20 protein-coding genes and 1 riboswitch are annotated in these 21,975 nt (G+C 44.7%); all 20 genes read right to left on the bottom strand.

Going from position 1 to position 21,975, the window contains the following annotated elements:
- Positions 1–63: 63 nt before the first annotated feature.
- Positions 64–1,464, bottom strand: coding sequence for a bifunctional metallophosphatase/5'-nucleotidase (locus tag VK097_RS02760; protein ID WP_324210268.1), 1,401 nt, complete (start codon positions 1,462–1,464; stop codon positions 64–66).
- 35 nt (positions 1,465–1,499) lie between these two features.
- On the bottom strand, positions 1,500–2,279 hold the full coding sequence (locus tag VK097_RS02755; RefSeq protein WP_324210280.1) for a sulfite exporter TauE/SafE family protein: 780 nt from the start codon (positions 2,277–2,279) through the stop codon (positions 1,500–1,502).
- Positions 2,280–2,504: 225 nt separating this feature from the next.
- A complete protein-coding gene (gene sufB, locus VK097_RS02750; protein WP_324210267.1) occupies positions 2,505–3,902 on the bottom strand; it encodes a Fe-S cluster assembly protein SufB in 1,398 nt (465 codons plus the stop codon).
- A 55-nt stretch (positions 3,903–3,957) separates the two neighbouring features.
- Positions 3,958–4,389 carry a Fe-S cluster assembly sulfur transfer protein SufU gene (sufU, locus tag VK097_RS02745; RefSeq protein ID WP_324210266.1) on the bottom strand — a complete coding sequence of 144 codons (432 nt, stop codon included), beginning with the start codon at positions 4,387–4,389 and terminating at the stop codon, positions 3,958–3,960.
- The gene (locus VK097_RS02740; RefSeq protein WP_324210265.1) at positions 4,379–5,599 is read right to left on the bottom strand and encodes a cysteine desulfurase; all 1,221 of its coding nucleotides are present in this window, start codon (positions 5,597–5,599) and stop codon (positions 4,379–4,381) included. Before VK097_RS02740 ends, sufU begins: the two co-directional genes overlap by 11 nt.
- Positions 5,599–6,909: a Fe-S cluster assembly protein SufD gene (sufD, locus tag VK097_RS02735; protein WP_324210264.1), complete on the bottom strand. Its 1,311-nt coding sequence runs from the start codon at positions 6,907–6,909 to the stop codon at positions 5,599–5,601. Before sufD ends, VK097_RS02740 begins: the two co-directional genes overlap by 1 nt.
- A gap of 17 nt (positions 6,910–6,926) precedes the next feature.
- Complete coding sequence (gene sufC / locus VK097_RS02730) at positions 6,927–7,712, bottom strand: Fe-S cluster assembly ATPase SufC (RefSeq protein ID WP_324210263.1); 786 nt, start codon at positions 7,710–7,712, stop codon at positions 6,927–6,929.
- 227 nt (positions 7,713–7,939) lie between these two features.
- On the bottom strand, positions 7,940–9,367 hold the full coding sequence (gene argH, locus VK097_RS02725; RefSeq protein WP_324210262.1) for an argininosuccinate lyase: 1,428 nt from the start codon (positions 9,365–9,367) through the stop codon (positions 7,940–7,942).
- Positions 9,364–10,626: an argininosuccinate synthase gene (locus VK097_RS02720; protein WP_324210261.1), complete on the bottom strand. Its 1,263-nt coding sequence runs from the start codon at positions 10,624–10,626 to the stop codon at positions 9,364–9,366. The genes argH and VK097_RS02720 overlap by 4 nt, the downstream gene beginning before the upstream one ends.
- 163 nt (positions 10,627–10,789) lie before the next feature.
- Complete coding sequence (gene argF / locus VK097_RS02715; protein WP_324210260.1) at positions 10,790–11,752, bottom strand: ornithine carbamoyltransferase; 963 nt, start codon at positions 11,750–11,752, stop codon at positions 10,790–10,792.
- Positions 11,753–14,983, bottom strand: coding sequence for a carbamoyl-phosphate synthase (glutamine-hydrolyzing) large subunit (gene carB / locus VK097_RS02710; RefSeq protein WP_324210259.1), 3,231 nt, complete (start codon positions 14,981–14,983; stop codon positions 11,753–11,755).
- Positions 14,984–15,171: 188 nt separating this feature from the next.
- On the bottom strand, positions 15,172–16,080 hold the full coding sequence (sdaAA, locus tag VK097_RS02705) for an L-serine ammonia-lyase, iron-sulfur-dependent, subunit alpha (RefSeq protein WP_324210258.1): 909 nt from the start codon (positions 16,078–16,080) through the stop codon (positions 15,172–15,174).
- Positions 16,081–16,131: 51 nt separating this feature from the next.
- On the bottom strand, positions 16,132–17,169 hold the full coding sequence (locus VK097_RS02700) for a PTS sugar transporter subunit IIC (RefSeq protein ID WP_324210257.1): 1,038 nt from the start codon (positions 17,167–17,169) through the stop codon (positions 16,132–16,134).
- A gap of 397 nt (positions 17,170–17,566) precedes the next feature.
- Complete coding sequence (locus VK097_RS02695; RefSeq protein ID WP_324210256.1) at positions 17,567–18,037, bottom strand: UPF0236 family transposase-like protein; 471 nt, start codon at positions 18,035–18,037, stop codon at positions 17,567–17,569.
- A 489-nt stretch (positions 18,038–18,526) separates the two neighbouring features.
- Positions 18,527–19,456: a fumarylacetoacetate hydrolase family protein gene (locus tag VK097_RS02690; RefSeq protein ID WP_324210255.1), complete on the bottom strand. Its 930-nt coding sequence runs from the start codon at positions 19,454–19,456 to the stop codon at positions 18,527–18,529.
- Positions 19,457–19,827: 371 nt separating this feature from the next.
- Positions 19,828–19,950, bottom strand: coding sequence for a YuzK family famiily protein (locus tag VK097_RS15520; protein ID WP_491712956.1), 123 nt, complete (start codon positions 19,948–19,950; stop codon positions 19,828–19,830).
- 252 nt (positions 19,951–20,202) lie between these two features.
- Positions 20,203–20,478: a MetQ/NlpA family ABC transporter substrate-binding protein gene (locus tag VK097_RS02685; RefSeq protein WP_324210254.1), complete on the bottom strand. Its 276-nt coding sequence runs from the start codon at positions 20,476–20,478 to the stop codon at positions 20,203–20,205.
- A 79-nt stretch (positions 20,479–20,557) separates the two neighbouring features.
- Positions 20,558–20,668, bottom strand: a riboswitch (SAM riboswitch).
- 65 nt (positions 20,669–20,733) lie between these two features.
- Entirely contained in the window at positions 20,734–21,048 is a 315-nt protein-coding gene (locus VK097_RS02680) for a thioredoxin family protein (protein WP_414672146.1), read from the bottom strand.
- 10 nt (positions 21,049–21,058) lie between these two features.
- A complete protein-coding gene (locus VK097_RS02675) occupies positions 21,059–21,412 on the bottom strand; it encodes a toprim domain-containing protein (protein ID WP_324210252.1) in 354 nt (117 codons plus the stop codon).
- 128 nt (positions 21,413–21,540) lie between these two features.
- Positions 21,541–21,924, bottom strand: coding sequence for a glycine cleavage system protein GcvH (gcvH, locus tag VK097_RS02670; protein WP_324210251.1), 384 nt, complete (start codon positions 21,922–21,924; stop codon positions 21,541–21,543).
- Between the last annotated feature and the right edge of the window lie 51 nt (positions 21,925–21,975).

Below are 21,975 nucleotides of genomic sequence, written 5' to 3'. Positions count from 1 at the left end.
ATCAATGCCTCCCTCGCCATATACACAATATGATATGCAGGAAGGCGGCATCATGACACAAACCTAGTCAGCGGACCATTTATGACGCAATGTATCTGTCAGCAGATCCCTGAGAAATTCCGGGAGAAAATAGTGCTTTTCCTCTGCTTTGGCAATCTCGGGAAGCAGGCGTCCAAAAGTAAAGGTGTCAGCCGTCGACACTTTATATAAACGCTCCGAATCCAACGGCTCGCCATTGTGCAGGATTCTTTCCACATATTCACTTCCATCTTCCCTTAGTACTGTCTCAACATCTATGCCGGCGTAAATCATTTTGCCGAGAATCTCTCCCCGAAACCCGAATCCTTTTAGCTTCAATTCTGTGAAGTCTCTTGTCAGCGATCCCCGGATGGCCTCCGTCAATTCAGCACCTGTCAGTTCCACCATACATGGATTAATCGGATGCGGACAAATGCGATGGATATCTTTATGCGTCACCTCTCCGGCCGGAATCTGGTCAAGCAGTAAGCCGGCATTCAGCATAGCCACATCCGCATGCGTCCATTCTTTAACTGTCTCGGTCAATTTCTGCATGATCTCCGTATGCTGAAACCATTTCACATCGATTGGCTGTTCCAGCTTGATAACCGTCTGTTCAAGCAGGCTGTTCGCCTTATTTGTCAAATCATTCAGGGTTTGCTCTGTTGTCAGGTCACGCGGGAGTTCTGTCACATCATGGACAACGGCTGTTTTATCAATAAGGCGTTTTTGATCATGATCCCATGTCAGCACGACTTCTCCGGCAAATGCGCAATGTTTTCCTGCGGCTGTGATGATCGTATTATTGATCGTCTCGCCTGACCGCAACATATGATGTGTGTGTCCGCCAATAATCACATCAATATCGTCAAAGCGGCGGGCAATTTCCTGGTCTTCGCTGATTCCCAAATGTGACATTAAAACAATGATATCTGCAGTTTCTTTCAGACTGCTCACATGTTTTTCCAGAGTCTGAAATGGTGCGGATATATGCCAGTCAAGCAGTTCATAAAATGCATTAAACGGGGCTGTCAGACCGATAACACCAATTTTTATGCCGCTGTCGGACTGAATATGTACTGTAGAGTTCAGCCAGCCGGGATCAGTACTTGTCATGCTGTGCAGATTAGCACAAGCCACCTGAAATTCAGCATCATCATATAAATGGTGGAGATCTTCATGTGCCATCGTAATGCCTTCATTATTGCCGATTGTGGCCAAATCATAGCCGACATCATTCATCAGTTCCACATTAGCTTTGCCCATAAATGCTTCGGCAATCGGATGCACCCGGTCAACGTGGTCGCCGATATCTATCAGCCAGCATGCACTGCTCTCCGCGAGGCGTTCTTCTTTTGCCCCCTTTAAATACCCGGCAACTTGCGGCCAATTGTCAAAATTACTGTGTAAATCATTTGTATAGTAAAAGTAAAGCTTTTCCTGCATGTCATATACTCCTTATAGAAGTTGTTGAACATATCTTATAACAAACCTTCAATAATCAGCCTGATACCGATAATGATAAGCAGCAGCCGTAATATCCATTCAAGTATATTGCTTTGGAGCAGCTGATTGACCTTGGCCCCCAAAGTTCCGCCAATCCAGGCGCCAATAATGAAAAAGATAACATATTCCCAGACGACATGGCCCAATGCAATGTGTGTACCTGCACTAATAATACTGATGAAAAAAATGACAAACATCGAAGTAGCTGCAGCTGCATGAACCGAAAATCCCAAAAGAAGCACCATGGACGGAACAATGATTGAACCGCCGCCAATACCGAATAAGCCGGATATGAGACCAATTATTAACGATATCGGAAATAGGTACAGAAACGGAAACTTTTGCTTGACAGATTTATCTTTTGGCGGTTTTTTCCGTTTCATCAAAAATAAAAAGGACACTATAATCATCAAGAGTCCAAAATACAACGAAAAATGTTCAGTATTAATAAACTGATTCAGCCATGATCCGATTATACCCCCTGGAATACTGCCGGTTAAAAACAACAGCCCGATTCTAATGTTTACCCGGTTATTCCGATAATAAGCAGCAGCTGACGAAAACGCTGTGAAAACCATTGTAATCAGCGAGATTCCGACAATCACGTGTGGAGTGGCCCAAGCAAATGCATCCGTATAATAATGCAAAAATAACATACTCGGAATTAAGACAACACCGCCGCCAAGACCGACAAGGCTTCCGATAAACGCGGCTGAAAATGCAATCAGAATACAAATAATATAAATCAACAACATCACTTCCAACAAAATCGTCTGTCTCTATACTAGCACGAATCAGGCTGTATTTATATTTAAATCCCTTTCTTACCATTATAATCGAACTGAAATTGAAAAAAAGGGCATAAAAAACAATATTTTCACTTTTTGATGCCCCTTTTCCAGCTCTCCACTCGATTATAGAAGTGAAAGATACATGAAAAGAGCCCGCCGAAGCGAGCTCTCTGTCTTTCATATTTCCACTTAGCCGATTGAACCTTCCATCTCCATCTTGATCAGACGGTTCATTTCTACTGCGTATTCCATTGGAAGTTCTTTAGTGAATGGCTCAATGAAGCCCATGACAATCATTTCCGTTGCTTCCTCTTCACCGAGACCTCTGCTCATAAGATAGAAGAGCTGTTCTTCGGAAACTTTGGAGACTTTGGCTTCGTGCTCCAATGAAATATTGTCATTGCTGATTTCGTTATATGGAATGGTATCGGATGTCGATTCATTATCCATGATTAACGTATCACATTCAATATTCGAACGGGCACCGGCAGCTTTGCGTCCGAAGTCAACAATTCCGCGGTAGGTTACCTTGCCGCCCTGTTTGGAGATTGATTTGGACACAATCGTTGATGACGTGTTTGGTGCCAGGTGATGCATTTTCGCACCTGCGTCCTGATGCTGTCCTTTACCTGCAATCGCAATGGACAATGTATTGCCGCGTGCACCTTCACCTCTTAACAGAATAGAAGGATACTTCATCGTCAATTTCGAGCCGAGGTTGCCGTCAATCCATTCCATCGTTGCATTTTCACCAGCTGTTGCACGCTTGGTAACCAAGTTATACACATTGTTGGCCCAGTTTTGGATTGTTGTATAACGGCAGTAAGCATCCTTATGAACGAAAATCTCAACAACCGCACTGTGCAGTGAGTTGGTTGAATAAACCGGAGCTGTACAGCCTTCCACATAGTGGACGGAAGATCCTTCGTCCGCAATGATCAGCGTACGTTCAAACTGTCCCATGTTTTCCGAGTTAATCCGGAAGTATGCCTGAAGCGGTGTTTTTGCTTCGACACCCTTTGGAACATAGATGAATGAACCGCCGGACCATACTGCTGAATTCAATGCTGCAAATTTATTATCGGATGGCGGGATAACTTTACCAAAATATTTTCTGAATAGCTCTTCATTTTCTTTGAGAGCACTGTCCGTATCCTTGAAAATGATGCCTAGTTCTTCAAGGTCTTCCTTCAGATTGTGATAGACAACTTCTGATTCATACTGTGCGGATACACCGGCCAAGTATTTTTGCTCGGCTTCCGGGATACCCAATTTATCAAATGTCTGTTTAATTTCATCAGGGACTTCATCCCATGTTCTCTCTGTTTTCTCGGATGGCTTAACATAGTAAACAATCTCGTCAAAGTCAAGCTCAGACAAGTCGCCGCCCCACTGTGGCATTGGTTTTTTATAAAATTGCTCGAGTGCTTTCAGGCGATAGTCAAGCATCCATTGTGGCTCTTCCTTCATTTTTGAAATTTCTTCAACTATTTCACGTGTCAACCCTTTTCCGGAGCGAAAAACCGAAACGTCTTTATCATGAAAGCCATATTTGTACTCTTCTAATTCTGGCATTTGCTTTGCCATGAATATACCTCCTTTAAAGTGTTCTTCCTACCATTTGTCCCAAAATGTCCGCCTGCTATTCCTGAACACCTTTTTCCATTGCCTTCCAAGCAAGGGTTGCACATTTGATTCGCGCCGGAAATTGGGAAACGCCCTGCAATGCTTCGACATCTCCCATATCCAGTCCCTCTGTATCCACATCCTCGCCAAGCATCATATCAGAAAAAGCTTTCGACATGTTCAATGCGTCATCAAGCTTTTTTCCTTTGACTGCCTGGGTCATCATCGATGCGGATGACATGCTGATGGAGCATCCTTCGCCAGTAAATTTGGCATCCTGTACAACTCCATCTTCTACCTGTAATTGCAGCTGGATCCGGTCACCGCATGTCGGATTATTCATATCTACGGCCAGCGCGTCTCCATCAACAGAGCCCTTGTTTCTCGGATTTTTATAATGATCCATGATGACCTGTCTGTACAGTGTATCAAGGTTGTTAAAAGACATCGCCAAAATACTCCTTCGTTTTCAAGAGTCCATCAACTAGACGGTCTACATCTTCTTCCGTGTTATATAGGTAGAAGCTCGCCCGTGCTGTTGCGGTTACATCCAGCCATTTCATCAAAGGCTGTGCACAATGATGACCGGCGCGAACTGCGATACCTTGTGCATCAAGTACGGTCGCAGTGTCATGCGGATGAACATCCTCCATGTTAAAAGTTACAAGTGCTGCGCGCTCTTCCGGACCGTAAATGCTGATACCATCTATTGTGCCTAGTCTTTCCATTGTATAGTCGGCCAATTTCTGTTCGTGTGCTGTAATGTTATCCATCCCGACTTCATTCAAGAAGTCAATGGCCGCACCCAGTCCGACAGCGCCTGCAATGATCGGTGTTCCACCTTCAAACTTCCATGGGAGCTCTTTCCATGTGGCGTCATAAAGGGTAACAAAATCGATCATTTCGCCGCCGAATTCGAACGGTTCCATGTCTTCAAGCAGACTTTGTTTACCGTACAATACCCCGATGCCGGTTGGAGCACCCATTTTATGACCGGAAAAGGCGTAAAAATCACAATCCATATCCTGAACATCAACGTTCATATGAGGAGCTCCCTGTGCGCCGTCGACAACAATTACTGCACCGTTTTGGTGCGCGATCCCGGCTATCTCCTTAATCGGGTTGATTGTTCCGAGTACGTTCGATACGTGCGTGATGGCAACAATTTTCGTATTCCCGGTTACCGTTTCACGGATATCATCCAGTGAAACCGTACCGTCATTTTGCAATGATACATATTTCAATGTTGCCCCTGTTGCTTTGGCCGCCTGCTGCCAGGGAATCAAGTTGCTGTGATGTTCCATCGGTGTCATCACAATCTCGTCCCCTTCTCTCAGGTTGGCACGCGCATAACTGTAGGCAACTGTATTAATCGAAGTTGTCGTGCCGCGTGTGAAAATAACCTCGGCCGTGCTTTTCGCATGAATGAATTTCCGTACCTTTTCGCGGGCGCCTTCATATTTCTCTGTAGCCCTCGTTCCCAATGTATGAACACCGCGATGCACATTGGAGTTGTCTTCTCTGTAATAAGCATCAACAGCTTCAATTACAGGAAGCGGTTTTTGTGAAGTTGCAGATGAGTCGAGATATACCAAGGGATGCCCGTTCACTTCCTGATGTAAAATCGGAAACTGCTCCCGTATGGCGTTCACATCCATCAGTATACCTTCCTTTCAATAACCTGCCTCAACTGCGTTTTGACGGATTCAATCGGAAGCTGGTTGACAACCGGTGCAAGGAATCCGTGAATAACCAGACGTTCAGCTTCATGACGGCTGATTCCACGGCTCATCAGATAATACAGCTGGAGCGGATCAACACGTCCGACTGATGCGGCGTGTCCTGCTTCAACATCATCCTCATCGATCAGAAGAATCGGGTTGGCATCCCCGCGTGCGTCTTTACTTAACATCAAGACACGTGATTCCTGCACAGCATTCGATTTTGATCCGCCATGCTCAATTTTGCCGACGCCATTGAAAATTGAGCGTGCTTTATCTCTCATGACACCGTGCTGCAGAATATGGCCCTCGGTAAATTTGCCAAAATGAACAATTTTTGACGTGAAGTTTTGGGATTGTTTGCCGCGGCCAACTGAAACCGTTTTGGCATTGGAACCTGAATTTTCACCCACCAGATGGGTCACATTTTCAGAGACTGTATTGCCGTCGTTCATTTGTCCCAGCGCCCATTCGATTCTTGCATCACGGTATGTGACACCGCGACGGTTAATGTAAGAAGTTGTGCCTGCTGCAAAGTTATCAACACCACCAAAGGAGATTTGTGCATTATTATTGGCAATCACTTCGGTCACGATGTTGGCTACCGTTTCTTCTTCATGGTTCTGTGAGAAATAGTTCTCCACATATGTCAATGAGCTGTTATCATCCGCTACAACCAGCACATGGTTGAACATGGCAGCTTCCGGATCTTCCTGCCAGAAAATAACCTGCAGCGGTTCTTCCAGCTGGACATTTTTTGGAACATAGACAAACGCACCGCCATTCATCAGCGCGGCATGGAGTGCGGTAAGCCGGTGTTCATCAACGGATACTGCGTCTTTCATATAATAACGCTTAACCAGCTCCTCATGATCTATGAGTGCTGTAAAGATATCGGTGAAAATGACACCTTTTTCTTCAAGCTTTTTGCTTAATGACGCATAAGCAACTGTATGATTACGTTGTATCAGTAGATTTTCCTGTGTATTTTTCTGATCAAGAAAATCCTGTATATCTTCAGGCAACTTATCCAGCGATGCAATTTTTTCGCCTTTAGCTGCATCATGTTTGAAATTGCTGAAATTCCACTTGGTGATGTTCGTCTTGTCAGGCTGTGGCATTTCCAGCGAATCAGCTTGTTCTAAAGCTTGAAGGCGTAAATCGCGCATCCAGTCCGGTTCGTTGTTATCCTGTGAAAACTGGGTGATATAGTCTTTATCGTAAGGCAGTTTTGTTTCTACAGTCATATTACCCCTCCTAGCTTTTAAACTTCTTGCCCGACGTTTTCGTCTTCAATACCAAGCTCTTGTTTAATCCAGTCATAACCTTCAGATTCAAGACGCTGAGCCAGTTCAGGTCCGCCGGATTTCACAATACGGCCTTGCATCATGACGTGTACTTTATCCGGTGTGATATAGTTAAGCAGGCGCTGATAGTGTGTAATGATCAGGCAGCCGAATTGATCATCACGTAATTTGTTGATTCCTTTTGAAACAACTTTTAACGCATCAATGTCAAGTCCGGAGTCAATCTCATCCAAAATGGCTATCTCCGGTTTCAGCAGCATCAATTGAAGAATCTCATTACGTTTTTTCTCACCGCCTGAGAAACCTTCGTTCAGATAACGCTGAGCCATATTTTTGTCGATATCCAGGTAATCCAGAACTTCATCCATTTCTTTGATAAATTTCATCAGTGAAATTTCATCGCCTTCTTCACGGCGTGCGTTAATGGAAGAGCGCAGAAAATCGGATGTTGTGACACCACTGATTTCGCTCGGATACTGCATACCGAGGAAAAGACCGGCTTTTGCACGTTCATCCACTTCCATCTCCAAAACCTCTTCACCATCAAGCAAAACACTGCCTTCGGTGATGTCAAAGCTTGGGTGACCCATGATTGCAGAGGCAAGTGTTGATTTACCGGTTCCGTTTGGTCCCATTACCGCGTGGAATTCGCCACCTTTTATCGTAAGGTTGACACCCTTTAATATCTCATTACCTTCAATTTCAACATGAAGATTTTTAATCTCTAGTGTTGAGCCTGCCATATCGATAACCTCCAATTACTGTTATTATGCTATTATTGGAATTGAATATGTTACTATCCATTCTCAATTTATTCTCATTATCATCTTAAATCATTTCGAATGTATTATCAACTCATACAGGCTATCGTTTTAGGAATAGTGTACAATCATCCGCAACTGTCATAATTCCCATTATAATACACGTACATACCCTTGTTAAATATAACGGATAGCAAAAATGCCCGGTTTTACCCGGACATTCCCTTTGCTAATTTGTTTGAATTTGTGTCAACCCAATCATCATTTTCCTTCAGCAGTCCCGCTGCTTTTTCAAGCTGCCTTTTCACGCTTTGTTTCGCCGTTCCGCCGGGTGCCTGACGGGCATTCACGACGGCTTCGGGACTGAGGGCTTCAAAAATATCCGCTTCAATCACAGCTGAAAAAGAGCGAAATTCATCGATCGACAGATCAAGCAAGTACTTATTTTGATTAAGGCAATGCAGCACGATATTCCCGACCGCCTCATGGGATTCCCTGAAAGTCATCCCCTTACCGGTCAGATAGTCCGCCAAATCAGTGGCATTGGAATAATCCTGTCTGACCGCATCATACATCTCAGTTTTTTTGACGTGCATTGTTTCTATCATTGGTGCAAACAATGCAAGAGCTCCCCACAATGTTTCGGCCGAATCAAACATCCCTTCTTTGTCTTCCTGCATATCTTTGTTATACGCGAGCGGCAGCCCTTTTAATGTTGTAAGCATTCCGGTCAGATTGCCGTATACCCGGCCGGTCTTTCCGCGTACAAGCTCTGCCACATCCGGGTTTTTCTTCTGCGGCATCATACTGCTTCCTGTGCTAAAGGCATCATCGAGTTCAATAAAGTTAAACTCGGCACTTGACCACTGCACCATTTCCTCACACAACCGTGACAGGTGCATGGTGATGATGGAAGCATGTGACAGAAATTCGACCACGAAATCCCGGTCACTGACAGCATCCAGACTGTTCTCGCAAATGCCGTCAAATTGAAGTTCTTCGGCAACATATTCACGGTCGATCGGGAAGGTTGTACCCGCGAGTGCTCCGGCGCCAAGCGGCAACTTATTGATCCGTTTCAAACTATCGGCAAGCCGTTCTGCATCGCGCTGAAACATAAACAGATATGCCAGCATATGATGGGCAAACAGAACAGGCTGTGCCCGCTGTAAATGCGTGTAACCGGGCAATATTGTATCCAGGTTGGCTTCAGCCTGCTTAAGCAGTGATTGTTGGACATCTGTGAGCAACTGAAACAGCTCCAGAACAACTTCGCGCAAGTACAGGCGCATATCGAGTGCCACCTGATCGTTCCGGCTTCTTCCCGTATGAAGCTTCCCGCCGACAGGACCGATTTCGTCAATCAGCAATTTCTCGACATTCATATGGATATCTTCATGCTCATCACTTAACTCCGCTTCGCCATTTTCAATTTTAACGGCAACAGATTGCAGTCCCTCCACTATCTTATCTGCATCATTCTCCGGTACGATGCCGCATTTTTTGAGCATCCTGACATGTGCAAGACTTCCTGTAATATCATGTTTTGCCAGTTTTTTATCAAAATGAATGGACGATGCGTATTCATCCACTAACTGATTCGTTGGTTTTGTAAATCGCCCGCCCCACAGTTTCATTGGTTCTGCGTTTCCTTTTCAGCGGTATCCATCATGATATCGGCCGGTGATTTTTCATCTTGATGTGATGCGTTGACCGAAGAATGAACTTTTGTCGGGAGTCCCCACAGCTTAATGAATCCATTGGCAGCTTCATGGTCGAATGCGTCATCTGCGTTATAGGTTGCCAGATTAAAGTCATATAGGGACTGTTCTGACTTACGGCCAACCGTATGGACGTGTCCTTTATACAGTTTCATTTTGACAGTGCCGGATACATATTGCTGGGTTTCTTTTACAAACGCTTTAAGCGCATCGGTCAGAGGTGAATACCACAGACCATCATATACTGTTTGAGCAAATTTTTGCTCAACACCCGGTTTGAAGCGGGATGTTTCGCGTGTCAATGTCAATGATTCCAGTTCCTGATGTGCTGTGAGCAGCACAGCTGCCGCCGGAGCTTCGTAAATTTCTCTTGATTTAATGCCGACCAGACGATTTTCCACATGATCGATCCGTCCGACCCCGTGCTTGCCTGCGATCTCATTCAGCGACATAATCAGTTCATGCAACTCATGCTTTTTGCCGTTCAGTGAGACTGGTTTGCCCTGTTCAAACGACACTTCGACAACTTCAGGCTCATCCGGCGCCTCAGTTGGATCAGCTGTCAGATCATAGGCATCTTTCGGCGGTTCTGCCCACGGGTCCTCCAGAATACCGCATTCGTTGCTGCGGCCCCATAAATTTTCATCGATGCTGTACGGACTGTCCACACCGACAGGAACAGGGATGTTGTGCTCTTCAGCATATGCTATCTCTTCTTCTCTGGACATCGACCACTCACGTACTGGTGCGACAACATCGAGATTTGGGTTCAGTCCAGCAAACGCGACGTCAAACCGTACCTGATCATTGCCTTTTCCGGTACATCCATGTGCGACTGCTGAAGCTCCTTCTTTTTCAGCAATATCAACGAGCAATTTTGCAATCAGCGGTCTGGATAATGCAGAAATGAGCGGGTATTTTCCTTCATATAGTAAATTGGCCTGCAAAGCCGGCAATACATACTCATTAGCAAATAGTGATTTGGCATCAATCACATATGATTTCACTGCACCGACATCGAGCGCTTTCTGTTTGACAAATTCGAGATCTTTTCCTTCGCCGACGTCGATTGCCGCCGCGATGACATCATAGTTATATTTATCCTGCAGCCATTTAACCGCAACTGAAGTATCAAGTCCTCCGGAATATGCCAAAACGACCTTTTCTTTACTCATGGTATCCTCTCCTTGTGTGATTTTGTAATAACATAGACTGTTGTTACTTAGTCCGCCTTTGCTCCCCCGGGAGTCTGCGTGTATTCGGTCCGCTCAGTCCCTCGAAAATTTCTCAGAAGCTACAACCTTTAAAAATGTATATCTCTGTATCATTTTATAAAAGTCAGCCCATTAATGCTGTCATCAGTGCTTTCTGGACGTGCATTCTGTTTTCTGCTTGCTGAAAGACGACTGATTGTTTTCCGTCAATGACATCCGCTGTCACTTCTTCACCCCGGTGTGCCGGCAGACAGTGCATAAAGATGGCATCGTTATTTGCCAGCGACCAGAGCTTAGCGTCCACCTGAAAATCAGAAAACACTTGTTTACGGTTTCCTTGTTCACCCTCCTGGCCCATGCTTGCCCATACATCAGTATATATGACATCAGCCTGCTTTGCGGCTTCCTGCGGGTCTGAAGTAACTTCCACACGCCCCCCGGTCTGTCCGGCGCTTGTCAAAGCTTCCTGAACAACCGAAGTGTACGGCAGATAATCGTCAGGGGCGGCAATGCTGATATCCATCCCTGTCATAGCTGCCCCGGTCATCAGGGAATGTGACATATTGTTGCCGTCTCCGATATAAGCGAGTTTCACACCTTTCAGCCTGCCTTTTTCCTCCAGTATTGTCTGCAAATCGGCAAGCACCTGGCATGGATGATACATATCTGTCAGCCCATTGATTACCGGGATCTCCGCGTTTTCAGCGAATTCCTCAAGCACATTGTGGGAAAATGTCCGAATCATCATGCCATCAACATATCCGGAGAGAACTTTGGCTGTATCTGCCATTGTTTCCCCTCTTCCCAATTGCAGATTGTCTGAATTCAGGAAAATCCCTGCACCACCGAGCTGGAAGATGCCTGTTTCAAAAGAGACGCGTGTTCTTGTTGATGGTTTTTCAAACAGCATGCCAAGCGTTTTTCCTTTCAATGATTCCTCATGCATCCCTGATTTGTGTTTCTGCTTCAGTTCGCCAGCCAGCTCGAGCAAATAGCCCAATTCATGTTTGCTTAAATCGGTAAGTTTTAAAAATTTGCGGCCTCTCAGCTCGTTGCCGGCAAATACGGGGTCAGCTTCTGTTTTCATTTACATAGCACGCTCCTTCCGCCGATTCAGCTCACGGCTGTTATTCAAATAATCATTCACCGGAACAGGGGCCTCCCGCGGCTGATCTGCGGCATACAGATAAGCAAACAATGTTTCAGCCGACGTGAGACATGTCGTATTAACCGCCAGGGCAGCTATTCTGAGCCGGGTATGTTCATCCTCCGTAAATGATTTTTGTGTATCACAAACGAGCGAAAATCCATTTTCTGAACAAATGGAACTGGCTTCCTCGATATCCGCAACACGGTCAATGCGGATTCCTTTTTTGCTGAGGCAAGCTGCCGTTTCCGGATCGGCAGCGATTTTTACCGGCAAGTCCGCAAGAAGTGACAGGAGCTGTCCGGTTAAATTATCAGTTGAACCGAGCGATAAATAAACAGGTTTGTCTGTCGTTGTGTCCAACAGGCTGTCTTCCGTCCAACCGCAAGCTTTTGCCATTGCCTGACCAATGGTGGTCCCCAGTCCGATGGCTTCGCCGGTTGACTGCATTTCCGGTCCCAGGTAAGGATCAACCCCCGATAATTTAGATGAAGAAAAGACCGGCATTTTCACTGCATAATATGGTATATCCTCATGCAAACCAAGCTCCCATGCCTGTTCTTTGAGCGGCTTGCCTGTCTGCACACGCACTGCCAGATCAATCAGCGGTATGCCTGTTACTTTGCTCGCAATCGGCGCCGTTCGTGATGCCCTCGGGTTAACTTCCAATACATACAATTCCCTGCCGTTTTCACTGAGAACGAATTGAATATTGACAATTCCCTGTAAATTCAATTCCGCCGATATTGATTTTGTATATGATTCAATCTGCTGCTTTTGCAATTTTGAAAGATCCGGTCCGGGAAAGACTGCGATACTGTCTCCTGAATGAGCCCCTGCCCGTTCAATATGCTGAAATACACCGGGTATCAGAATGTCATTCCCGTCGCAAACAGCATCTATCTCAAATTCTTTGCCCGGAATAAAACGATCAATCAACAACGGAAAAATATCCGATTCTGACGCTTCTGCTTTAAGACCGTTCAGGTATGTCATCAATTCCGGTTCACTGTGTAAAATAACCATTCCGCTTCCACCGATCACGTAAGATGGCCGCACCAGAACCGGATAGCCTATGTCCGCTGCTGACTCGACAGCTTCTGTCACCCCTGAAACTGTTTGCCCCGGAATGTGAGATATTTCAAGCTTTTGCAGCAGCTGATAGAACTTATCCCGGTCCTCTGTTGCGTTGATTGCCGGCAGTGACGTACCGTAGACATGGACACCGTTCTTGTGTAATTCCTCCGCAAGGTTAATCGCTGTCTGCCCGCCAAATTGCACCACAACGCCATCGGCTTTTTCATTCTGAACAATGGCTAAAACATCTTCGGCGGTCAGCGGCTCAAAGTAAAGATGATCAACCATGTTGTAATCCGTACTGACCGTTTCGGGGTTATTGTTTATCACAGTGGCATTGATGCCCTGATCCTGCAATGACATCGTTGCATGCACCGAACAGTAATCAAATTCAATTCCCTGGCCGACCCTGATCGGACCAGCGCCCAAAACGACAACCTTTTGACCTTTCAATGGCATTGCCTCATTCACTTCGTCCCATGTACTGTAAAAATAACCTGTATCCGCTGAAGCTTTTACTGCGCCTGTATCAATCGTTTTATAGGAAGGTGCCATTTTAAGGGAGAATTCCTGCACTGTATCTCGGGCTTTGTCGAAAAGCGAAGCCAGAATATGATCGGAAAACCCCATTGTTTTAGCTTTCATCCATTCCTCCCGGCTGATAGTATCCCAGCTTTTTTCCCCGAGCTGTTTCTCCATATCAATCACAGCTGATATCTCGTTCAGGAAAAAGTGATTGATGCCTGTCAGGCTTTGAATGTCATCAAGCGAATAACCTCTTCGTATCGCTTCTGCGGTCACAAATAAGCGTTCGTCTGTTGCGTACACCAGCGCATTTTCGATTTCTTCTGCCGTCCAATCGGAAAGAAACGGAAAATGATTGATTCCGGTATCAAGCGACCGGATGGCTTTATTCAACGCAGCCGGAAAGCTTCCGGACAATGCCATCACTTCACCCGTTGCTTTCATTTGCGTTCCGAGTGTTCTGTCAGCAGTCCTGAATTTATCGAATGGCCAGCGCGGTATTTTCACTGCGATGTAATCGAGCGCCGGTTCAAATCCCGCGTATGTATTGCCGGTCAACGGGTTTTGCAGTTCATTGAGATGCCACCCCATAGCAATCTTGGCTGCAATCCTGGCAATCGGATAGCCGGTTGCCTTTGACGCGAGTGCGCTTGAGCGGCTGACCCTTGGGTTGACCTCGATAATAACGTACTCGTCGCTGTCCGGATTCAGAGCAAATTGAATATTGCAGCCGCCAACAACGCCAAGTTCCCGGATCACCTTAAATGAAACGTTCCGGAGCATTTGAAGCTGTCCTTCAGTCAATGTCTGGGACGGCGCAACAACTATACTGTCACCTGTATGAATACCGGCCGGATCAATATTTTCCATATCACAGACAATCACACAATCATTGTTTGCGTCCCTTATCACTTCAAACTCAATTTCTTTCCAGCCTTTAATGCTTTGCTCGACAAGCACCTGCCCAACAGGACTCAAATCGAGACCATGCTGAACAACCGACTTAAGCTCGTGTTTTGTTTCGACGATTCCCCCACCGGCACCGCCCAATGTATAAGCCGGTCTGATAATAATCGGAAAACCGGCTGTCTGTGCAAAACGGACTGCGTCATCAACTGAACGAACCGATAAACTTTCGGGAACAGGTTCTTCAATTGTTTTCATGGTCGATTTAAAGATATCGCGATCTTCGCCTTTTCGGATAGCTTCTAAAGAGGTACCGAGCAATTCCACTTTATATTGCTCCAATACACCTGCTTCATATAATGTCACTGCCAGATTCAAACCTGTCTGTCCGCCGAGTGTCGGCAATATTCCATCCGGCTGTTCTTTTTGGATAATCGCGGTAAGCGAATCCGTCGTCAAAGGTTCCAAATATACATGTTCGGCCATTGTGTAGTCTGTCATTATTGTTGCCGGGTTATTATTAACAAGAACGACTTCAACGCCTTCTTCTTTCAGCGCCAGGCAAGCCTGTGTTCCGGAATAATCGAATTCAGCTGCCTGGCCGATGGTGATGGGACCTGATCCAATCACCAGAACCTTCCGGATATGCTGTAGTTTAGGCATACTGTACCTCCCTCTACGTAAAACGCTTCGCTGATAATGTATAAAATGTTATGTATTATTATGCATTATAATTTATATTAATGCAACACTTTTTTCATAAAAAATAAAGGATGCAAACCAAAATTCGGAATTGCATCCATTTAAATATACTATTTTATTTTAATCAATAACGACACTGCTTCTCTTCGTCAGTCAGCTTTTTGACTGACCCATTCGCCTGACGCAGTCGATGAACCGAATATTTTATCTTTCAGCAGACGGCCGGTCGGTGTATCCGCAAGTCCGCCCTCACCTGTCTCACGCAGACTTGATGGCATCTGTTTGCCAATTCTGTACATAGCGCCGATCACCTCGTCACACGGGATGGTGCTTGTTACGCCGGCTAATGCCATGTCCGCTGAAACAATTGCAAGTGAAGACCCGCCGGCATTACGTTTGACACATGGAACTTCGACAAGCCCTGCAACTGGATCACACACGAGTCCAAGCATGTTTTTCAGTGTCATTGCAAAAGCTTCTGCTGATTGCTGCGGCGTCCCTCCTGCCATTTCCACAATAGCTGCAGATGCCATGGCCCCAGCAGAGCCTACTTCCGCCTGACAGCCGCCTGCTGCACCGGAAATAAATGAATTGTTCGCCACAACAAATCCGAATGCCCCCGCTGTAAATAAATAACGGATCATCTGATCACGTGTCGGATTCAACTGATTCTTAACAGCAAACAATGTACCTGGCACGCAACCAGCGCTTCCTGCTGTCGGGGTTGCGCAAATTGTGCCCATCGCAGCATTGACTTCATTTGTCCCCATTGCTTTACTGACCGCATCCATTAGCAAATTGCCTGAAAGCGGCGTCTTCTCTTTCATATATTCTTGAACAAGAACAGCATCCCCGCCGGTTAACCCTGTAACAGACTGGACACCTTCAAGACTGTCCTCCACCGCTTTTTCCATTGTATCTAAATTATTTTCCATATCTGCATAAATTTCTTCTCTTGTTTTTTCTTTGATATCCATCTCCTGTCGTATCATGACTTCTGAGATTAAGATATTTTCATTTTCTGCCGTTTCCACTAATTCCGCAACTGATCGAAACATGTAAAAACTCCTCCCCTGAAGAAAATAACTTAACTTTCGCCTATTGTTTGCTTAAGCTGTTGTTGCTTCCTTACTTATTTCGGTGAGCTCATCAACCTGGCGAATGTTATAGTTTTTAAAAATATACGATCCAATGAATCCCCATAAAATACTAAAGCCTGCACATAGACATGCAACAATCGTTACCGTGACAGGATCATTAAACCCATACATGACTGCAAATCCGGCAATTGGCGTGGCCGTCCCTGTTGCTCCATTCACCATTCCTGACAATGCAATAAAAATGCCTGATGTTGCACCGCCAAGAAAATTGGTGACATAAATAGGAATCGGATTAGCAGAAATAATATCGACTTGCGATAATGGTTCAATCGCAACTGAAATGGTTGTTTTTCGATTTCCGAATTTCATACGATGGAAAAAGACAAAGTTCAGAAAGGACGAACCAAATACGGCTAACGCACCAATTGCCATAGGTGTGCCCGTTAATCCCAGCATGGCAGTCAATGCCATGGAACTTAAAGGTGCTGTAGCTACGACAGTAATCACACCACCTAAAATAATCCCCATCACGATAGGATTTGCATCGGTTGTTTGTGTAATAATTCCACCGATATTAAGCAGTGTAAGATCGACCAGTGGATCAGCACAAACAGCCAATATACGGGCCAGCGGGGCTGCAACAATAATTGTAACAATTAAATCAAGGCCATCAGGCACTTTGGTTTCAATTTTCCTGACGATAAATGACATTAAGTAACCTGCAATAAATCCCGGTATGAGTCCTAAACCGGCACAGGACACACCAAGCATTAAAGCATACACGGGCGAAACACCCATTGCAATCGCAACAAGAGCTGCCGCAGCAACGCCGCCCATACCGCCGGCCGCATCTCCTACTTCACCTAAAAACTCAATATTTAATAAGTCCCCACCTACATAACGTTGAAAGGCTTCAACTAAAAAAGTGGCAATAGCTGCACTTGCTAATGCGCCCATTGCCTCCATCCCTCTGGGTGCTTTATGGTTAAAAATCGTAAATAAAGCCAGTACAATAAGTAGTAAGAGTGTTCCTTTAATAATTTCCATGATGTTTTCTCTCCCAGTTGTTGTTATTATTTTATTTAATGTTTTAGCGCATAAACTTTATTGATTTTTGTAAGTGTTTAATGGACAAACCCTGTTCAAATAATTATCCTCAAGGTATTCTCTCACTCCTTATGATGTAACCGTTTTCTATCGAGACTGATTACTAAAATAACATAAATCGGTTATATATAAAACTATTTTTTGGTCCGGGAGTGAGTCAAGTTTTTGCGGGAAGTTTCTCTCGACCTTTGTATTTTGTTTTTGGTTGTTGATGTAAAGACGGTTGTTATCTTACCCGCGGCCCGTATAAATCTATTTTTGGCTCTAACACATGATATGAAACAGTTTTCTAAACCTATACAACGCCTTGTTGGCTCCTGAGCTTCATATCCTGCTTTTATGGGGACTGGAACCCAGCTAACCCACGCAACGCCTGTGCTGTATTACTGCCTGGCTCCTTACCCCACAGTACAGGCATGCTGCCCATAATAGCTCCCACAGACTGTCTTGTCTTTTGTTTCAGTAATCGTTTAAGCGAAACCGTTTCTTCCTGAGAACTGTCGTCCTGATGTTCAGTTGATGATGTTAAATCAAGCTCCTCTCCCAGCGTGCCATCAAATCGGTGAATAATGGCTGTGGTCATAGCTTCAAGACCATTCTCAGACCAGCTGTAACCCATTTTCTTCAGGCGCCGGGAAAAGAAGTTCATGTTGGATTCGGCTGAGCCCATCGGGCGCATCCAATCCGTCTCGAAACCCTTTTCCTGCTTTCGCCTCTTCACCCTTACCGAGCCGAATACGGTATCCATGGAAGCCGCTTGTTTTTCCTCATACTTATAACGTTGATGATCCGGCTTTCCATCAGCCAAACATCCATATCCTCTAAAACCTTTAAAAGGATCTCATGAAAGTAGCCCTGAAGGTACTGAAACAGCGATTGTTCTATAGCTTTTAAATTGGTCGTATTATTGGTATGATCATACATAGGAACTCCACCTTTTGTTTGATTTTTGGCGAATCTATTCTGTCAAAGGTGAGAGTTCCTTTGTTGTTTGAACCATAGAAACAAAGGATTAAGCTTCTCTGATACCGGGAATACGCCAGCGTATTCCTGATATCAGAATATTCGATCCTCTATATCCCTTCCCGTAAACATTTTACTCATACTTGGTCTGGAGCTTAGCGATGCTTAATATGGATGAAAACATAACTGAGGCGTTAATACTTTTCGCTGGAAGTTACCCGCCTTGCAAAAAGTGGAACTGATATCATGATCAAACACAATTGGCTGGAACAACCACCTGGAATAAAAGATTGGGAAAAGCTGGCCAGGAAGAACAAAGGCTCGGGGCGATAAGTCAACAGCGATTCCAGAAGTTCAAGGAAGGCCGACTAAACCCGGGCTTAACTTCACTCACACGATTTTCCATCCACCCGATTTTGTCAATTTCCACCCCTATGGTGTCTTTATCATTTAAAAATTGGGGCGGTTCCATCCCCATACCAACCCCATCCGGTGTCCCTGTCATAATCAAGTCACCGGGTTTAAGTGTGATTAGGGACGAAATGAATTCGATTAGATGGGGAATATCAAAGATGAGTTTTTCCGTCGTTGCTGATTGTCGCTCCTCCCCATTTACATAAGAATAAACCGATGAATTGCCGACATCACCCACCTCATCGGCTGTCACAACCCATGGGCCGACAGGTGTTGAACGGTCCAATGTCTTACCCTGCAGCCACTGTGGTGTCCGCTTCTGCAGGTCACGGGCCGAAATATCATTGCCGATTGTATAGCCGGCAATGTAATCAAGAGCTTCCTCACGTTTCACATGTGACGCTTCTTTCCCGATGACTGCCGTCAGCTCAGCCTCATAGTCAAGCTTATTAACGAACACCGGCTTTTCAATCGCATCCTCGGGGCCGATCAGCGCATTTGCAAATTTGGCAAATATTACCGGATAGTCCGGTACATCACTGTCCATCTCCGCTGCATGTGCCGCATAATTTTTGCCGACACATATGATTTTAGATGGTGACGGAACTGGTGTGGACAGATAGACGCCGTCGCGGTTGAAGCAGATATCATCCATATGATTCGTTCTTGCGTAGGTCTGTACCTCTTTTGCTTGTTCGATGACTGACAAACCAGCTGAGTAAAATTGCGCCGGCTCAGCGGGGAAAAGCCTGTTCGCGGCATCCGCCGCATCATTATCGCTGTTGTCACGCTGCAATCTTTTCCAGGCTTCCTGAAGATCGACAATTTTTTCTCCATGCATAAAGCCCATTCTTGATGATCCTGGGCTACCTTTAATTCTGTAGCTTAATAATTTCAAAATATGTACCTCCCTGAAGACTTCGTTTATATACATATTCGACTTCAATCATCACATTCCCTGTTATTATTGCTGTTTTTTATGAAATTTTTTCAAGAGGTTGTTCAAGGTCGGGAAGCTTGTGCCCGAAAAGAGAAATATGGACGGAAAATCACTAACATGTTCCGGAGTATGTAAACATGGGCGGGAGCTTAGAACTATGAGCGTGAGTACCGAAATACGAGCAGGCGCATTGCTGGCTCAGTAAAACAGGCGACCACAAAGCCAAAACATATAAAACATTAAAATCCGGCACCCTGTTTATGAGTGCCGGATGTTTTTTATCAAGTATGAATGTGACTGTCAATTTCAGCTATCATGTGTTTACATTTCTCATATTCATTCTGTCGCCTTTTTTCAACGGCTATTCGGTTTTCCAGATTCCTTTCATATTCGACATAGCCCATTTTGTGCGACTGCTGCATTGCTCTTTCCATTTCTGGAGTATAATGCATTCTTATTCCACTATTAATAGTGAACCATCCTTTCGTTTGATTACAGTATTAAGAATATCATATCCTCAATACCTCGACAATTCGCATATAAACGCCTGTGGACGGCAAAAATGAGATATATTATAACTGAAACGATTAAGCTATGTTGCATTTAAGCATAGAGCAATTTACTTCCAAATGCTGTAGATTCCCTTAAGTGAAACTTCACTCCGATTTGCCCTCAACCGGTACCACAGCGCCATTAAACTCTTCTTTGATAAAGTTTTGAATTTCATCAGAGTGCAGCACATCCACTAATGTGTTGATGGCTTCGTTATCCTTATTTTCTTTTTTCGCTGCTACTACATTCACGTATGGGGACTCATCGCCTTCCAGAATGAGTGCGTTCTTCCAGTTCAAAAGGCGCACAAACGAACTTTTGCCAGTACCGCTGGTTGTTATCAATTCTTTAAATGCTGCTTTGTCAAAATCAGAATACAACGCCACCAATCTTTTTAAAAAAGAAAAACGCCTTTCTGTAAGAGAACAGAAAGACGTATGCACACATCATCTTCACGTTCCCTTATCTGCCAAAGCATACGCTTCGCAAGAATTAGCACCTTTCAAATAACTGAAATTTGAGGTTGCCGCGGTTTCATAGGGCCAGCCCCTCCACCGCTCTGGATAAGAGAAAATCCGTATTCATTTTTAATCGATTTTCAAAACAAGCATGCCTTACTCGAGATGCCAACAAAATTAATTTTTAGCAAACAGCTCCGGCCTGTATTCCATCAAATAGTTGTATATGTTGGCAATCGACTTGAACGCATATACTTTATCCTTAATTCCCCCGTCTTCCTTGATCAGCAGGCAAGGGACACTTTCAATCATATAATCCTGCATAAACTCGGGATTGAGTGACGCATTCATTTCATAAAAAATATCCTGCTGATGAACCGATTCTATTTTTTCGGCCATGGATCTTGCAAGCGCACAAGTCCCGCAAAATGGTGTATAAATATATAATAAATAATGTTCTTGCTGCAATACGTCATCAGTTACCTGCTGCAAAAAAATCACCCTAAATCAGAAAAATCGGATTAACCTCGAATCGCTTCCCTGCCAGCTCAGTAGCCAATATATTTTCAGGTGTTGTCGCCACTTCGCGATAATCACTGCTGACATAAATATGCTCGGCATGCGGAAGCTCACGTGACAGCTGATTGCGAAGTCTGATGCCCGGACTGTCCTCATCAACCAAAATATAAACATCCCGATTGTCGAGGTCATAGTCTTCGAGAAGCTCATCAAACTTTTCCACGCCAAGTGTTCCGTTTGTACAGATGATTTCTGCATCCTCAGCAATCACCTTTTTGATTTGCTTCTTATCGGTCAACCCTTCCACAATGATAACTTTTTCGGCATACTCTGTCATCCATATTGCACTCCTTAAGGAAACATCATGATAGGGGTATAGATATTATATGATTGGAATCCATTAACTATTAAAAAAGCCGACTTTCTCATTAAAGAGTGAGTCAGCTTTTTCATCATCAATTGTTATTATTCTTTGTTAACGGCTTCTTCATATTGCTCAGCAGATAATAACTGATCGACATCAGACTCATTTGACGGCTCCACAACTACCATCCAAGCTTTGTCATATGGTGATTCATTAACGAATTCCGGGCTGTCTTCAAGCTCCTCGTTAACTTCGACAATTTTCCCGCTGAGCGGAGCGTACAATTCTGAAACTGTCTTAACGGACTCAACACTGCCGAATGGCTCATCCGCCTCAAGTTCATCACCTTCTTCAGGCAGTTCGACAAAAACAATGTCTCCAAGCTCATCCTGAGCAAAGTCAGTAATGCCAATCCGAACTTTCCCGTCTTCTTTTTTCACCCACTCATGATCTTCTGTATAAAACAAGTCTTTCGGTAAGTTCATCAGTATCCCTCCATAAATCATTGTAGCTGTCACCCTAACTATACTAGGCAG

The sequence above is a fragment of the Lentibacillus sp. genome (assembly GCF_035301675.1).
Taxonomy (GTDB): domain Bacteria; phylum Bacillota; class Bacilli; order Bacillales; family Amphibacillaceae; genus Lentibacillus.
Note: the sequence above shows the minus strand (reverse complement) of the source record. Positions and strands in the feature narration are given on the sequence as shown.

What these genes read in the sequence shown, in the direction of transcription:
- VK097_RS02755 (WP_324210280.1), bottom strand. Translation starts at nt 2,279, where the DNA reads ATGTTGTTGATTTATATTATTTGTATTCTGATTGCATTTTCAGCCGCG.
- VK097_RS02690 (WP_324210255.1), bottom strand. Translation starts at nt 19,456, where the DNA reads ATGGGCTTTATGCATGGAGAAAAAATTGTCGATCTTCAGGAAGCCTGG.
- sufD (WP_324210264.1), bottom strand. Translation starts at nt 6,909, where the DNA reads ATGACTGTAGAAACAAAACTGCCTTACGATAAAGACTATATCACCCAG.
- VK097_RS02760 (WP_324210268.1), bottom strand. Translation starts at nt 1,464, where the DNA reads ATGCAGGAAAAGCTTTACTTTTACTATACAAATGATTTACACAGTAAT.
- sufC (WP_324210263.1), bottom strand. Translation starts at nt 7,712, where the DNA reads ATGGCAGGCTCAACACTAGAGATTAAAAATCTTCATGTTGAAATTGAA.
- VK097_RS02675 (WP_324210252.1), bottom strand. Translation starts at nt 21,412, where the DNA reads ATGACAGAGTATGCCGAAAAAGTTATCATTGTGGAAGGGTTGACCGAT.
- gcvH (WP_324210251.1), bottom strand. Translation starts at nt 21,924, where the DNA reads ATGAACTTACCGAAAGACTTGTTTTATACAGAAGATCATGAGTGGGTG.
- carB (WP_324210259.1), bottom strand. Translation starts at nt 14,983, where the DNA reads ATGCCTAAACTACAGCATATCCGGAAGGTTCTGGTGATTGGATCAGGT.
- VK097_RS02720 (WP_324210261.1), bottom strand. Translation starts at nt 10,626, where the DNA reads ATGAGTAAAGAAAAGGTCGTTTTGGCATATTCCGGAGGACTTGATACT.
- VK097_RS15520 (WP_491712956.1), bottom strand. Translation starts at nt 19,950, where the DNA reads ATGGGCTATGTCGAATATGAAAGGAATCTGGAAAACCGAATAGCCGTT.
- sufB (WP_324210267.1), bottom strand. Translation starts at nt 3,902, where the DNA reads ATGGCAAAGCAAATGCCAGAATTAGAAGAGTACAAATATGGCTTTCAT.
- sufU (WP_324210266.1), bottom strand. Translation starts at nt 4,389, where the DNA reads ATGTCTTTTAACAACCTTGATACACTGTACAGACAGGTCATCATGGAT.
- argH (WP_324210262.1), bottom strand. Translation starts at nt 9,367, where the DNA reads ATGAAACTGTGGGGCGGGCGATTTACAAAACCAACGAATCAGTTAGTG.
- argF (WP_324210260.1), bottom strand. Translation starts at nt 11,752, where the DNA reads ATGAAAACAGAAGCTGACCCCGTATTTGCCGGCAACGAGCTGAGAGGC.
- VK097_RS02700 (WP_324210257.1), bottom strand. Translation starts at nt 17,169, where the DNA reads ATGGAAATTATTAAAGGAACACTCTTACTACTTATTGTACTGGCTTTA.
- VK097_RS02740 (WP_324210265.1), bottom strand. Translation starts at nt 5,599, where the DNA reads ATGGATGTGAACGCCATACGGGAGCAGTTTCCGATTTTACATCAGGAA.
- sdaAA (WP_324210258.1), bottom strand. Translation starts at nt 16,080, where the DNA reads ATGTTTCGATCAGTTGCGGAATTAGTGGAAACGGCAGAAAATGAAAAT.